Raw genomic sequence first — 15,093 nt, forward strand, 5'->3', positions numbered from 1 at the left:
TCATTTTCTGAGGCGGAACTTCCCGCAATCTGATGTCCAAACAAAGAAAAGGCCCCGCATTGCAGGGCCTTTCTTGTTTCGGGTTCCGTTGGAAGTAGCGGCTCAGAAGAAGCCGCGCTTCTGCCACCAGCCACCCTTTTTCGGCTTGGTCGGCTCGTCGCCTTCCTCGGATGTCTTGTTGGAGGTCACTACCGGTTCGGAGGAAACCACGTTCGAGCCGCGATTGGCGCGAGTGGTCTTCGCCTCTTCGGCGCTGTCTACCGGCTCCACCGCTTCTTCGACGGCGATGCTCGCGACGGCATCCTGTTCCTCGATGATTTCCGGCAGGGGAGCCGGCGTCTCTTCCGCGATGACGGGTTCTTCCACCGGCGAAACGGCGGCCTTTGGTTTGCGGGTTCGGCGCGGCTTCGGCGTAACCGGTTCTTCGGCGGATTCGATGGTTGCCTGAGCGGCCGGTTCTTCCGCAACGCTTTGCTCGGCGATCACTTCGATCAGAGCAGCTTCGGTGTCGGAGTCGTCAGACTCGTTTTCGCCATCACTCTCGTCATCGCCGGAAGCTTCCGCGTTTTCCGTGCCTTCTTCGTCCGGACGGTTGCGACGTCCACCGCGCTTTCCGCGACGACGGCGCTTGCGCTTCTGGCTGTCGTCGCCCGATGCTTCTCCTTCAGCTTCAACAGCTTCGCCGGCAGCCTCTACAGCGCCTTCATCGTCGCCTTCGCCTTCGCCTTCGATGTCGTCGCCTTCGTCGGAGATGCCGTCCTCGTCGCCGTCAGTCGAGGCAGCAGCATTGCCCTGACCCTGACCGTTCTTGTTCCGCCGGCGGCGGCGGCGCTTGCGCTTGCGATTACCCTGCTCCTCGCCATTGCCGCTGGCGGCAGGCTGGGCAGCCGGTGCAGCCGCTACAACGACTTCCTCTTCTTCCTCGTCCTCGGGCTCCGGAACGTAGTCGTCCTCTTCCGGCTCGGGCAGAAGCTGCATCAGACTTTCGATCTTCACCGGATTGGCGACGGCTTCGCCGCGATCGATAGCGAAATGCTGGTGTCCGACAGATTCGTCGGAATCAATGGTGATCGTCACACCGAAGCGGCGCTCGTAATCGACGATCGTGCCGCGCTTCTGGTTGAGCAGGTAAAGAGCCGTCTCCGGCGTCGTGCGCACGGTGATGTCGTGCAGGGTGCTCTTGAGCAGGAATTCCTCGATGCCGCGCAGGACATGCAGGGCAACGGATGACTGCGAACGGATGAGACCCGTGCCGCCGCAATGCGGGCAAAGCTGCGTCGTCGATTCCAGCACCGAGGCGCGAATGCGCTGGCGCGACATTTCGAGCAGGCCGAAATGCGAGATCCGGCCGACCTGGATGCGGGCGCGGTCGTTCTTCAGGCAATCCTTGAGCTTCTTCTCGACAGCGCGGTTGTTGCGCTTTTCTTCCATGTCGATGAAGTCGATGACGATCAGGCCGGCGAGGTCGCGCAGTCGCAGCTGGCGCGCAACTTCTTCCGCTGCTTCAAGATTCGTCTGCAAGGCAGTGTCTTCGATCGAGTATTCCCGCGTCGAGCGACCCGAGTTGACGTCGATCGCAACCAGCGCTTCCGTCTGGTTGATGATGATGTAGCCACCGGACTTCAGCGTCACCTGCGGCTGCAACATGCGGTCAAGCTGGGCCTCGATGCCGGAGCGCGAGAAGATCGGATGAAGATCGCGATAGGGCTGAACCACCTTGGCGTGGCTCGGCATCAGCATCTTCATGAAGTCTTTCGCTTCGCGATAGCCTTCCTCGCCGGCAACGATGACCTCGCTGATGTCCTTGTTATAGAGGTCGCGGATCGAGCGCTTGATCAGCGATCCCTCCTCGTAGACGAGGCAGGGGGCCGTGGAGTTGAGCGTCAGCGTACGGACGTTCTCCCACAGGCGCATCAGGTATTCGAAGTCGCGCTTGATCTCGACCTTGGTGCGGTTGGCGCCTGCGGTGCGCAGGATGACGCCCATGCCCTGCGGCACGTCGAGGCCGCGGGCGATTTCCTTCAGGCGCTTGCGGTCCTGCGGATTGGTGATCTTGCGGGAGATGCCGCCGCCACGCGCGGTGTTCGGCATCAGCACCGAATAACGGCCAGCCAGCGACAGATAGGTGGTCAGAGCCGCGCCCTTGTTGCCGCGCTCTTCCTTGGCAACCTGAACCAGCAGGATCTGCCGGCGCTTGATGACTTCCTGGATGCGATACTGTTTGCGCGGCTTGCGAACGATCCGGTCCGGAACCTCTTCCATGGCGTCTTCTGCGCCAACGGATTCGATCTCTTCCTTCTCTTCGACGTGATCGTCGTCGTCATCTTCGAAATCGTCGTCGCGGCCGCGGCGGCCGTCGGCATCCTCGGAGATTTCGTCCATGTCGACCATAGCCGCCATGGTGTCGCTGCCGCCTTCATCCTCGGAGGCGGCTTCTGCAGCCTGTGCTTCCGGTTCGACTGTCTTCTTGGCGCGCGGCTTGCGGGTGCGCTTCGGCTTCGCCTTTGGTTCCGGCGCTTCCTCGGCAGCTTCGGTAACAACCTCCGCCGCAACCTCTTCCGTCTTGGCTTCAGGAGCTTCGTCCTCGACGGTCTCTATCGTCTCCATAATCGAAACGATGCCGGTGTCGGGTTGGTCCCGGGTGGAAAGATCCACGGGTGCGGAGAGCGGTTCGTCACTTTCGACGTCGTTTTCCTTGCGGTGCTCTTCCGCTTCTGCATGCAGCAGCGCCTGCCTGTCGGCGAGCGGGATCTGGTAATAGTCGGGATGGATTTCGGCGAAAGCCAGGAAGCCGTGGCGGTTACCGCCGTAATCGACAAAAGCCGCCTGAAGAGAGGGTTCGACCCGGGTTACCTTGGCAAGGTAGATATTGCCCCTGATCTGCTTCTTGTGTTGCGACTCGAAATCGAATTCTTCGATGCGGTTACCGCGTACGACTACGACGCGCGTCTCTTCTTCGTGAGACGCGTCTATCAGCATTTTGTCTGCCATTTAAGCTGTGCTCCTCGGCGCTGCCTAAAAGGAGATCACCCGCTCGCTGTACAATGGTGCGGGTGGTGCTCTGCGGGCCTTGCGCCGGATATATAGGTCTCCATTCGGGGGAGTTCGCTGCCAGCAATCGAACGGCATTCGGGAGACTGAAGTGTCCCGGCTCGCCCAATTTGTTCAATCCCTGCTGCAACGACATTAATGACCGAACGAAAACGACAATGACATAGGCCCCTCGGGACCCGATGAGTGCTCTGTTGAAGAGCTTTTGGTGGAAACCACCTGTTACTAATGCCGGCCGGGCCGGCGTGTTAAACCAGTTTCAGGACAAAAGTGCAGAAACGGCGGATGAATGTCCGGCTAACTGGGCGCCAGTCCTTGCAAGGTTGGCAGCCGCTGCGGCGATTCTATCCCGTGGGCACTTTTAACCCTCATGTGCGTTGTATGTTTTCTGTGTCACAATAGCAAGGGGAAACGAATTTACGCCATAATATCGATTGATTAGCGGGCAAGACTGCGTATCGGTCGATTCATCGTCCGGACGGGGTTGCGCGCATTGCTGGGGACACTGCCGGCATATCCGCGGTCCGGTTGAAAGCCGGTCGATATTGATGGTTTACAGGTTTGTGGCGGATCGCAGCGGCAAAGCGATACGGTGCGATCGTTACGGGGAAACGGATTGTCTGTCATTCGAAGCTTTGTGGCTCGGGTTCTGCCCAATGCCGGTCTTCCATGGGCCGCACGGCTTTTTGCCATATCGATGCTGATTGCCATCCCCGCAACGGAAGTGACCGCGGTACAGGCCGAGCAGGAGGGGCCTTTGCTCGCTTATTCGGCGCGCATTGCCGGTGACCGCGCCCGCACCCGCATCGTCATCGATTTCGACCGCAAGCCCGAGGTCGAGGTCCGCTATATGGCCAAGCCGGACCGGATCGTCGTCGATATGCCGGCAACCGCCTTCACCTTTCCGAACGCCGACCTGAAACCCACGGGTCTATTCAAGGAGATCCGCTTCGGCGCGATGGATGCCAATTCGGCGCGGCTGGTGCTCACCGCCGAGCGCCCTGCAAAGCTCGCTTCCGCCGAGGTCAAGGAAGACGAGGGTGGCAATGGCTACCGTCTCGTGCTCGACGCCGAGATGGTGTCGCGACCGGATTTCGATACGCTCGTCGCCACCCAGACCTGGGGTGGGGGAGCATCCGCTGCGGTCGATCTGCGCGGCGATCGTGTTGCGGCCACCGATCCGGCCAAGGATGACGAATTCGTGATCGCGATTGATGCGGGCCATGGTGGCATCGATGCGGGCGCCGCCGGTGCGGAGACGAAGACGCCGGAAAAGGAAATCACGCTGGCCTTCGCCAGGGCGCTGGCCGAGCGTCTGAAGAATGAAAAGGGAATCACGGCGTTCCTGACGAGAGAAGGGGACGAGTTTCTCTCTCTCTCCGAGCGCGTGACCATCGCCCGGCAGCATCGGGCTGATCTCCTGATCTCCTTCCACGCCGATACCCTGCGCCAGAGCGGTATCCGGGGCGCCACCGTTTATACGATCTCCGACACCGCTTCCGACCATATGGCGGCTGATCTCGCCGAGCGCGAAAACCTCTCGGATGCCGTTGCGGGCGTGGATCTCGCCAGCGAGCCGACCGAAGTCACCGACATCCTGCTCGATCTGACGCGGCGCGAAACGCAGGCCTTTTCCGTATCCATGGCGAATGCGGTTATCGGCTCCTTCAATGGGCAGGTCCAGTTGATCAATAATCCGCATCGCTCTGCCGGCTTCAGGGTTTTGCAGGCCCATGACGTGCCGTCGATCCTGCTGGAACTGGGTTTCCTTTCCAACAAAGATGACGAAAAGCTGCTGCTCGACCCGCAGTGGCGCGAAAAGATCGCGTCGCTGCTCGCCGATGCGATCAAACGCTATCGTTCTCCGGTCGTTGCGAACGGTGGATAGACGGGGATTGGCCTGTGGGTGAAGTTCGGGAGGCCGCATGCGGCCCTATTTTCCTCACAATCCGGCCGTTACTCCGGAATGAAGCGGTTGATGCTTTGATGCATTGGAATCAATGCTTGCCGCCGCGTCTTGCCAAGCAGGGCCTGACGTGCAAAACGCCACGGTATGTGCGATGCTTGCCATTGCGCGCCGAACCGAAAGCCATCGCGGTAGCTCGATTATGATCAGACTGATTGGATATTTCTTCGGATTGGCATCCGTTCTCGCCCTTGGCGTTGCGGTTGTCGCTGCCGTCTATCTGGCGGGCGTGACGAAGGATCTTCCCGACTACGAGGTTCTGTCGAGCTATGCCCCGCCGGTAACGACGCGTTTCCACGCCGGCAACGGCGCCCTGATGGCGGAATATGCCCGCGAACGCCGCCTGTTCCTGCCGATCCAGGCAATTCCGGACCGTGTGAAGGCCGCATTCCTTTCCGCCGAAGACAAGAACTTCTACAATCACCCCGGCGTCGATGTTTACGGCCTCGCTCGCGCCGTCCTGGTCAACCTGCAGAACTTCGGCTCGGGTCGCCGCCCGGTCGGTGCCTCGACGATTACCCAGCAGGTGGCGAAGAATTTCCTTCTCTCGGCGGACCAGACGATGGACCGCAAGGTGAAGGAAGCCATCCTCTCCTTCCGCATCGAACAGACCTATTCCAAGGACAAGATCCTTGAGCTTTATCTGAACGAGATCTTCTTCGGCATGAATGCCTATGGCATCGCCGGCGCGGCGCTGACCTATTTCGACAAGTCGGTGACGGAACTGACGATCGCCGAGACCGCCTATCTCGCCTCACTGCCCAAGGGACCGTCCAACTACCATCCCTTCCGTCACACCGAAGCTGCGCTGGAGCGCCGCAACTGGGTCATTGACCGTATGGTCGAGAACGGTTTCGTCGCTCATGACGATGGCGAGGAAGCCAAGAAGCAGCCGCTCGGTGTGACGCTTCGCCGCTCGGGTTCCTATCTCTTCGCGTCGGACTACTTTTCCGAGGAAGTCCGTCGCCAGATCATCGAGAAGTATGGTGACAAGGCGCTTTACGAAGGCGGTCTTTCGGTTCGCACTTCGCTCGATCCCAATATCCAGATTGCGGCCCGCAAGGCCCTTCAGGATGGCCTCATTACGTATGACGAGCGGCGCGGCTATCGTGGCCCGATCAAGAATATCAGCGTTGCCGGCGACTGGGGTGTCGAGCTTGGCAAGGTCGATGGCCTGAGCGATGTTCCCGAATGGAAGGTTGCCGTCGTGCTGGATACGTCTGCCAGCCGGGTCGATATCGGCCTGCAGCCCGCCAAGGGCGGTGACGGCAAGGTTGGCGCTGAACGCGAGACCGGCCGTATTGCCGCCGAGGACATGGACTGGGCCTATCGTTCCGCCTCCAGCGACCGCAAGTCGGCAAAATCGCCCGATGGCGTCCTGAAGCCGGGCGACGTCGTTTATGTCCAGGCTCTGGGGGATTCCAGGCCGGGCAGCTATCGCCTGCGCCAGCCGCCGAAGGTTCAGGGCGGCCTTGTCGCCATGGATCCCCATACCGGCCGCGTGCTCGCAATGGTCGGCGGCTTCTCCTACGCCCAGTCGGAATTCAACCGCGCAACACAGGCCATGCGTCAGCCGGGCTCGTCCTTCAAGCCCTTCGTCTACGCCGCCGCGCTGGATAACGGCTATACTCCGGCTTCGGTTATCATGGACGCGCCGATCGAATTCGTTTCCGGCGGCCAGGTCTGGAGACCGCAGAACTATGGCGGCGGTTCCGCCGGTCCCTCGACGCTTCGTCTTGGCATCGAGAAGTCGCGTAACCTGATGACGGTTCGCCTTGCCAATGACATGGGCATGAACCTCGTTGCCGAATATGCGGAGCGCTTTGGCATCTACGACAAGATGAATCCGGTTCTCGCGATGTCGCTCGGTTCCGGCGAGACGACGGTGTTGCGCATGGTTTCGGCCTATGCCGTGCTTGCCAACGGCGGCAAGCAGATCCAGCCGACCCTGATCGACCGCATTCAGGACCGCTACGGCAAGACCATCTTCCGTCACGAGGAACGCACCTGCGAGGGCTGCAATGCCGATGAATGGCAGGGGCAGGAAGAGCCCACCGTGGTTGATAATCGCGAGCAGGTTCTCGATCCGATGACCGCCTACCAGATCACCTCGATCATGGAAGGCGTCATCCAGCGCGGTACCGCTGCCGGCAAGGTGAAGCTCGACCGTCCCGTGGCAGGCAAGACCGGCACGACCAACGACGAAAAGGACGCCTGGTTCGTCGGTTATACTCCCGACCTCGTCGCCGGTCTTTATGTCGGCATGGACAACCCGGCTCCGCTTGGTCGCGGTGCGACCGGTGGTTCGATGTCCGCTCCGATCTTCAACGAGTTCATGCAGGCGGCCGTCGTCGGCACGCCGCCGGGCATGTTCCACATTCCGGAGGGCATGAGCCTCATTCCGATCAACCGGAAGACCGGCATGCTCGCGGCAGAAGGCGATCCCGATACGATCGTCGAGGCCTTCAAGCCCGGCACCGGCCCGGCCGACAGCTTCTCGGTCATCGGCATGGATGGCTATGCGGCGCCGGAAGAAATTCTCAGGGATTCGCCGCAGGCCAATCAGGCCGTGACATCCGGCGCCGGCGGTCTTTTCTGAGCCGCTCCTGAAATCCTGAATGCTGTCGGCCGCCCCTTTACATCGGGGGCGGCCGACACTATTCACCCCTCAGCAATTCGATCCGAGGTGAAAACAAGCGAAATGCGTGCAGAAATCGAGAACGTAGTCGACGAAATCAAGCAGGCCATAAGCCTGCTGAGGAGGCATCTTTGACTGGGACCAGGCGATAAGGCGACTGGACTGGTTGAATAACAGGGCAGAGGATCCGAACCTCTGGAACGATGCCCAGGAAGCGCAGAAACTCATGCGCGAACGCCAGCAGCTCGATGAGAGCATTGCGGGCGTGAAGCGTCTCGAACAGCAGATGAAGGATAACATCGAGCTGATCGAGATGGGCGAGGAAGAGGGCGACGAGGCGGTCGTCAAGGAGGCAGAGGAAGGCCTAAAGGCGTTGAAGGCCGAATCCGGCCGTCTTCAGGTCGAGGCCATGCTCTCTGGCGAAGCCGACGGCAACGATACCTATCTGGAAGTTCATTCCGGCGCCGGTGGTACCGAGTCCCAGGACTGGGCGAATATGCTGCTGCGCATGTATATCCGCTGGGCCGAAAAACAGGGCTTCAAGGTCGAGGTGCTGGAAGTGCATGACGGCGAAGAAGCCGGCATCAAATCCGCGACCGTTCTGATCAAGGGCCACAATGCCTATGGCTGGACAAAGACCGAATCCGGTGTTCACCGCCTCGTGCGCATTTCACCCTATGACTCGAACGCGCGTCGGCACACGTCCTTCTCGTCGGTCTGGGTCTATCCGGTCGTTGACGACTCGATCAACATCGAGATCAACGAAAGCGACTGCCGCATCGATACCTATCGTTCGTCGGGCGCTGGCGGTCAGCACGTCAACACCACCGACTCGGCTGTGCGTATCACGCACATTCCGACCGGCATCGTGGTCGCCTGCCAGCAGGAGCGTTCGCAGCACAAGAACCGCGCCAAGGCGTGGGAAATGCTGCGCGCCCGCATGTACGAGGCCGAATTGATGAAGCGGGAGGCTGCAGCCAATGCAGAAGCCGCATCCAAGACGGATATCGGCTGGGGTCACCAGATCCGCTCCTACGTGCTGCAGCCCTACCAGCTGGTGAAGGACCTGCGCACCGGCGTCGAAAGCACCGATCCGGATACCGTATTGAACGGTGACCTGAACGAGTTCATGGAAGCGGCACTTGCCCACCGCATCAGCGGCAAGGCGGATGCGGTCGCCGACATCGACTGATCGATAGTTCATGGACAAAAGAGATACGGCGGGGCCAAGACCCCGCCGTTTTTCGTTCAGGAGCGCTTTTCTGCCGGCTCGGTTCGCGGTTCTGCGGCGGGTGATCGGAGCGTGGCCGTTGCGAGCAGCAGCACCGTCAGCGAGCAGGCGGCTATCGTCGCGACCATCGGCAACGCCGTGCCGTTGAAGAACAGGCTGGCAACGCCGATCACGCTGGAGGCGGTGACGAATTGCAGCGTGCCCATCAGTGCCGACGCCGTGCCTGCTATCCGACCATGGGCCTCGAGTGCAAGGACGGCAGAGGTCGGAATAACCATGCCGAGGAAGCCGTAGGCCACAAACAACAGGGCTGCCATGAGCGGCAGGCTGCCGAGACCGAATTCGAACAGGAGGAAGAGCGTGGTTGCCGCTGCTGCAAAGCCGCAGACGGCAAAGCGAATCAGCCGTTGCAGGCCGAAGCGGCGGGAGAGGCGACCATTCATCTGTGAAGCACCGATGAAGGAAACGGCATTCAGCGAGAACAGCACGCTGTAATATCCCGGCGTCAGTCCATAGTGCTCGATCAGGATGAAGGACGAGTTGGCCACATAGATCATGTAGCTCGACATGCCGAAGGAGGCGATCAGCACCAGGCCGAGATAATGAGGATCGCGCAACAGCGTGCCGTAAGAGGCAAGAGCGCTGCCGACGCTGCTTTCGCTGCGGGCCTCCGGTGAGCGCGTTTCCGGAAGCAGCGTGGCGGCGAGAATGACACCGAGTGCTGCGGTCGCGACCATGACCCAGAAGATCACGCGCCAGCTTCCGAACGCCGTAATCATGCTGCCGACAAGCGGGGCGAGGATAGGCGATACGCTGAAGACCAGCATCAGACGCGACATCAGGTGCGCGGCGGCGATGCCGGTGAAGAGATCGCGCACGATTGCCCGACAGAGCACCGTGCCGGCGCAAGCGCCGACGCCCTGCAGCGCCCGAAAGGCGATCAGCCATTCCACCGATGGCGATAGCGCGCAGCCGACCGCCCCGATGGCGAAAAGGGCGAGGCCGAAGAACAGCGGCTTTTTGCGCCCGACCATGTCGGAGACGGGACCATAGACGAGCTGGGACAATCCCATCGCGACGAAGAAGGAAATGAGGCTGGCCTGCACGGCACCGCTGTCGGCGTTCAATCCCGCACCGATTTCCGGCAAGGATGGCAGATACATGTCGATTGCGAAGAGCCCGATTGCCGTCAGCAGGCCCAGGACGATCGGCAATGAGGCGGGGTTTCTGGAGAGAGGCGGAGATTTCTGCAGCATGAAATACCTTTGCGTCACCGGGGCAGCTGCCGCGGAGGGAGAGGAAGACGGAAAAGGGTTTGGCAACGAGCGGGACAAGGTCACGCGATGATTTGACTATGTATGTCTAAAATTTTGGACACAATTGTCCAATTAGTCAAGTCCCTCTATGGTGAGGCATGGATCAGACACATCAGGCCCCGAATCTCCCGCAAAGCAACGACACTGGCAACCGCACCAAACGCGACGCCATCATCGATGCCGCTGCAGCCATTTTTTCCGAGAGCGGTTATTCCGGCGCAAGTATCGACGCGATTGCCGTGCGAGCGAATGTATCGCGCCAGACGGTCTACAATCAGATCGGCGACAAGGAAAAAGTGTTCCGGGCGGTTGTCACCGAAATCACCCAGCGTTCCAGCGCCGGATTTTTTTCGGTGCTCGAGACCTTTCCGGATGCGCCAGCGGACCTTGAAGCCGATCTTTGCGCTTTTGCCGCCCGTCTCCTGAAGGTTGCCGTATGCGAGCCGAGCGGCCGCTGGCTTCTGCGTCTGCTGTCGCTCGAAGGCGCACGCCATCCTGAGCTGTTTACGACGTGGCGGGAATATGGTCCCGGTCGCAAGCACCCGGCCATGGCGGCCCGATTCGCGCAGCTCGCCCTTGGCGGCTACCTCGATATCGAGGATCCGTCGCTGGCGGCTCGCCAGTTCATGGCGTTGGTCATGTCGGATGTGCGAAGCGACCTGCAGCTTGGCATCCCGATCCCGGAGAGCGAACTTGAAGGATTGGCAAGGAACGCCGTTCACACCTTCCTGAAGGCGTTCGGCAAACGCTGATGCCTGTTCCTGGCAAGCAAGTGAGCGCCGTCAGTTCGTCTCGCGCTCGACCCTGATGTCGCCGAACTCATCGATCAGCACGGTCCAGCCTTCCGGCTCCATCTGCTGCGGGTCGGTCTTGAGGTAGACGGTGGCGAAGAGGCCTGGCTGGCGACTGACTCCGGTCGAATCCTCCGGCCGGATATCTGTGACATAGGCCTTGATCGCCGAGAATTCCTCAAGTTCCACGCTTTCCAGAACCTTCGGGCCGCTTTCGGCCGAGAGGATCTGCTGCAGGTAGATCTTTGCGGTGCGGTCCGGCTGACGAATGGCGATGAGCTTGTAATAGCCGCGCTGCATCTCGGTCTTCTCACCGACCTGTGGTGCGGTCGGCTGGGTTGGCGCAGGCGTTGCCGTGCCGTTGCCTGCGACATCCGGGGCCGATTCGATTTCCCCGACATCGCCCTCCCAGAAGCCGCCGCTGATCACGAAGGTGGCTGTCACCGGCAGCTGGTCGATATCGTCAGCATGGGCGGCGACGCTGGAAAGGAGCAGGGTGGCAAGGCCGGCGCGAAGAAGCGGGGTGCGAAAAGGCAGGGAAGGGCTCATGGGATTTCCCTCAATTCGAAAACTGTTCGGCGAGGATGCGGTCGGACCAGGATCTGTCCGGATCGGACAGGATACTGGCGGTGGTATCCTCTGACTGGGCGATCTGCACGCGGATGACGGACTTCACCTCCGTATGGTCGGCGACGGCGTTGACCGGCCGCTTCTCGACCTCCAGCACGATTATGTCGACGTTGACCTTGTTCGGTAGAAGTGCGCCGCGCCAGCGGCGGGGTCTGTAGGGGCTGACCGGGGTGAGCGCGAGAAGCGGCGCTTCCAGCGGCAGGATGGGGCCGTGAGCAGACAGATTGTAGGCGGTGGAGCCTGCGGGGGTGGCCACCATCACCCCATCGCAGATCAGTTCTTCCAGCCGCACCTGACCGTCGATGATCACCTTGAGCTTCGCGGCCTGATAGGATTGTCGCAGCAGCGACACTTCATTCAAGGCAAGCGCGATAGAGGTGGTCCCGTCGGCATTGGTCGTTGTCATCTTGAGCGGATGGAAATCGTTCTCGACGGCGGCGGCGATCCGGTCCGTTAGATTCTCGGTCGAATAGTCGTTCATCAGGAAGCCGACCGAGCCGCGGTTCATACCATAGACCAGCTTGCCGGAATTCATGGTCTCGTGCAGCGTCTGCAGCATGAAACCGTCCCCGCCCAGCGCCACGATGACATCGGCATCGGCCGGTGCGACATCGCCATAAAGGCGAATCAACTCCTTGCGGGAGGCCTGTGCCTCTTCGGTATTGGAGGCGAGGAAGGAAAGCGACCGGAACGAACGAGACATGGGTAGCCCTTTGAAACTGCTCCTGTCGTACATGATAAAGGCTGGAAGCGACAAGGCGTTTTGCCGTCCCTTTGGTCGCTCGGGCGGGAGAGACTGTGGGCTATCGCGACTGCTCACCGAAATTTTTCTTTACCGCCGCAAGAAATACGCTTATTGACGCCTCCACTGCCCTTGTAGCTCAGTTGGTAGAGCACCTGATTTGTAATCAGGGGGTCCCGGGTTCGAACCCTGGCGGGGGCACCATTCATTTTCAATGGCTTAGCGAGAGTTTGGCGGCGTTGCGCCTCGACGGCAATCCGGCAGGTCTGTGCTTGAGTTGCCTTTCCCGGAGCGGGAGGCGGTCCACAAAACTTTTGCCAGATCGCTTTTCTCCCAGCGCATTCCGATTGTCCGCCGGCTTCGCCTTCTCGTTCCTGTGGTAGGAATGATGTTCCATCGGTAACGGGTCCTTTTCTGAAAAGGCGTGATGATCGAAAACTCTGGGGCAGGGGCGGCCTATGGGGATAAACGTTTGGTTGGATAAAAGATTTTAAGTTTGTGTATTTAGGAAATTAGGTGTGTAGCTAAATGTAGGTGAGGACTTGTGGGAACTTTGCTGCGGCTCCAGCGGCTTCGGCATTTCTCGCCCGTGGCGCTGGACATAGGCGCTTCGCCCGGATAAGCCCGCCGCATGGTCACGGACAGGGGAAACCATCATGGAAGTCAGGGATTCGAACGGTACGGTGCTTAACGAGGGCGATAACGTCACTCTCATCAAGGATCTGAAGGTCAAGGGGACGTCGGAGACGCTGAAGCGCGGCACGATGATCAAGGGCATTCATCTGACCGACGATCCGGCGGAAGTCGAATGCCGTCATGCCAAGATCAAGGGGCTGGTTCTGCGCACCGAGTTTCTGAAGAAGGCCTGATCGCCTGTTTTTCGGCAGTATTGCCGGGAGAAACTTGCGTTAAGGCAAGAAATCGTAATTTACAGGCGGCATAGTTGTGCGTCTACTGAAGCTACGGCAATTGATGACGGAGCTTCATGATGATCTTCGCAATGACGCCTTTCACACTTTTTCATGTGCTGTTGAGCCTCGTCGGTATCGCGACGGGGCTTGTCGTTCTTTATGGCTGGCTGAAATCGGATCGCATGTCCGGCTGGACCGCGGTTTTCCTGATCAGCACGCTGGCGACGGTAATTACCGGCTTCCTCTTTCCCTTCGGCGGGTTCACGCCGGCGATCGGGGTGGGCATCATTACATTGGCAACGCTGGTCGGCGCGCTCTCCGCCCTCTATCGATTTCATCTGGCGGGCCGCTGGCGGATCGTCTTCCTTCTCTGTTCCACCGCCTCTCTTTATCTCAACGTCTTCGTGCTGGTGGTGCAGGCCTTCCTCAAGGTGCCGGCGCTGAATACGCTGGCCCCGACCGGCTCGGAGCCGCCCTTCGCAGCAGTGCAGGGCGTTGTGCTCCTTGCCTTTCTCGCCGCCGGCTATCTGGCGGTCAATCGCTTCCATCCGGCGACAGCCTGAACTCCGGGCGGGCGAGGCTGGTCAGTCTTCGTCCTTGTCTGCCCGGACGGCTTCGTGCATCTGGCGGATGAGGTCGGGCAGGGCGCTTTGCACCCGGTTCCAGCTCGGCATGAACGGTGTTGCGTTCGGAATGTCGAGAAAGGCGTTGCCGGCCTCCATGAGATTGGCGGCAAACAGCTCGACAGCAAGTTCTTCCCGGTGCCGGTCGGTGGTCAATCCGTTCATGCGCGCGTCGTTGTGATAGATCTCGACGAGATCGAGTGCATTGCGGAAATAGGTAGCCTTCAGTGTTCTCAGGCTCTCCTGACTGAATACGACGCCATCCGTTGCGAGCTTGCGCAACAGTGCTTTTGTGATGTCGATCGACATGCGCGAAAGGCCGGCTGTCGCATCGTCGGCCGAAAGCGGCTGATGCTTGTGGTCATAGCTGTCAGCGATATCCACCTGGCAAATCTTGTTGTTTGAAAAGCTGCGCCAGAGCTCTGACAGAACACCGATTTCCAGACCCCAGTCCGAAGGGATGCGGATGTCCGGCAGCAAATGCGTGCGCATGGCGAACTCGCCGGCCAGCGGATAGCGGAATGCCTTGAGATAATCGATGTAGGGGTGATGACCAATCACGCGTTCGAGGCTGAGAAGCAGCGGAGTGACCAGGAGCCGCGTAACACGTCCGTTCAGGGAGTGGTCGGAGACGCGCGGATAATAGCCTTTGGAGAAAACGTAGGGGAAACTCGGATTGGTGACGGGATAGATGAGACGTGCAAGCATTTCGCGGGAATAAGTGACGATATCGGCATCATGCAGCGCAACAACCCCGGAATTGTGGCCGCCCAGAACATATCCAATGCAGTACCACACATTGCGTCCCTTGCCGGGCTGGTCGGGCGCGAGGTCGGCCTCGGCCAGCTGCGCATCTATGGCGCTGAGTCGTGGCCCGTCATGCCAGAGGATAGAATGGTTTTGCGGCAGCCGGGAAAAATAGGCCTTAGCCTGCGCAAACTGCTCGCGGTCGGCCTGATCGAGGCCGATGACGATCTCGGAGATATAGGGAACCTGAGAAAGTTCGCCGACGATATGGTCGAGAGCCGGCGCATCGAGTTCGGAGTAGAGGGAGGGGATGATCAGGGTGACGGGTCGATTGGCTGAGAAAAGCTCGAGTTCCCGTTCCATGCGCTCGATCGAGCGTTCGCGCAGATTGTGCAGGGTGGCGACCACCCCGTTCTGATGAAAATCCGCCATATCTAGTCCTTTCTG

The 15,093-nt window shown here is 60.1% G+C and carries 11 protein-coding genes and 1 tRNA gene; 7 read left to right on the forward strand and 5 right to left on the reverse strand.

The annotated features are described in order from the left end of the window. Positions 1-102 precede the first annotated feature (102 nt). On the reverse strand, positions 103-2,991 hold the full coding sequence (locus tag NBH21_RS04765) for an Rne/Rng family ribonuclease (protein WP_250912761.1): 2,889 nt from the start codon (positions 2,989-2,991) through the stop codon (positions 103-105). Between the two features lie 757 nt (positions 2,992-3,748). Between NBH21_RS04765 and NBH21_RS04770 the strand changes: the two genes are divergently transcribed. The 3 genes from NBH21_RS04770 to prfB all read left to right on the forward strand — a co-directional run bounded on the left by NBH21_RS04770 (position 3,749) and on the right by prfB (position 8,847). Continuing rightward, positions 3,749-4,939, forward strand: coding sequence for an N-acetylmuramoyl-L-alanine amidase (locus tag NBH21_RS04770; RefSeq protein ID WP_250912826.1), 1,191 nt, complete (start codon positions 3,749-3,751; stop codon positions 4,937-4,939). Between the two features lie 220 nt (positions 4,940-5,159). Then, entirely contained in the window at positions 5,160-7,616 is a 2,457-nt protein-coding gene (locus tag NBH21_RS04775; protein ID WP_250912762.1) for a penicillin-binding protein 1A, read from the forward strand. A gap of 102 nt (positions 7,617-7,718) precedes the next feature. After that, positions 7,719-8,847 (forward strand): peptide chain release factor 2 gene (gene prfB / locus NBH21_RS04780; protein ID WP_250912763.1). Its coding sequence is split into 2 segments (ribosomal slippage): positions 7,719-7,787 and positions 7,789-8,847, totalling 1,128 coding nucleotides; the frame shifts between segments, so codons are not numbered across the junction. Positions 8,848-8,903: 56 nt separating this feature from the next. Here the strand turns inward: prfB and NBH21_RS04785 are convergent. Next, positions 8,904-10,142 carry a multidrug effflux MFS transporter gene (locus tag NBH21_RS04785; RefSeq protein ID WP_250912764.1) on the reverse strand — a complete coding sequence of 413 codons (1,239 nt, stop codon included), beginning with the start codon at positions 10,140-10,142 and terminating at the stop codon, positions 8,904-8,906. A gap of 158 nt (positions 10,143-10,300) precedes the next feature. Between NBH21_RS04785 and NBH21_RS04790 the strand changes: the two genes are divergently transcribed. Continuing rightward, positions 10,301-10,954, forward strand: coding sequence for a TetR/AcrR family transcriptional regulator (locus tag NBH21_RS04790; protein ID WP_250912765.1), 654 nt, complete (start codon positions 10,301-10,303; stop codon positions 10,952-10,954). Between the two features lie 30 nt (positions 10,955-10,984). On the opposite strand, the gene NBH21_RS04795 is transcribed toward NBH21_RS04790, so the two are convergent. Both NBH21_RS04795 and NBH21_RS04800 read right to left on the reverse strand, forming a co-directional pair. After that, a complete protein-coding gene (locus NBH21_RS04795; protein WP_250912766.1) occupies positions 10,985-11,542 on the reverse strand; it encodes a hypothetical protein in 558 nt (185 codons plus the stop codon). A 10-nt stretch (positions 11,543-11,552) separates the two neighbouring features. Beyond that, positions 11,553-12,326, reverse strand: coding sequence for an NAD kinase (locus NBH21_RS04800; protein ID WP_250912767.1), 774 nt, complete (start codon positions 12,324-12,326; stop codon positions 11,553-11,555). 167 nt (positions 12,327-12,493) lie between these two features. Between NBH21_RS04800 and NBH21_RS04805 the strand changes: the two genes are divergently transcribed. The 3 genes from NBH21_RS04805 to NBH21_RS04815 all read left to right on the forward strand — a co-directional run bounded on the left by NBH21_RS04805 (position 12,494) and on the right by NBH21_RS04815 (position 13,839). After that, positions 12,494-12,569: transfer RNA gene (locus NBH21_RS04805), tRNA-Thr, on the forward strand. 452 nt (positions 12,570-13,021) lie between these two features. Continuing rightward, a complete protein-coding gene (locus NBH21_RS04810) occupies positions 13,022-13,234 on the forward strand; it encodes an alkylphosphonate utilization protein (RefSeq protein WP_099057536.1) in 213 nt (70 codons plus the stop codon). A 116-nt stretch (positions 13,235-13,350) separates the two neighbouring features. After that, positions 13,351-13,839 (forward strand): hypothetical protein, encoded by a 489-nt coding sequence (locus NBH21_RS04815; RefSeq protein WP_342451992.1) that lies wholly within the window; start codon positions 13,351-13,353, stop codon positions 13,837-13,839. Positions 13,840-13,860: 21 nt separating this feature from the next. Here the strand turns inward: NBH21_RS04815 and NBH21_RS04820 are convergent, their stop codons facing one another. Further along, entirely contained in the window at positions 13,861-15,078 is a 1,218-nt protein-coding gene (locus tag NBH21_RS04820; RefSeq protein ID WP_250912768.1) for a glycosyltransferase family protein, read from the reverse strand. Positions 15,079-15,093 lie beyond the last annotated feature (15 nt).

Origin of the sequence: Ciceribacter sichuanensis (genome assembly GCF_024055605.1) — a bacterium.
GTDB lineage: Bacteria > Pseudomonadota > Alphaproteobacteria > Rhizobiales > Rhizobiaceae > Allorhizobium > Allorhizobium sichuanense.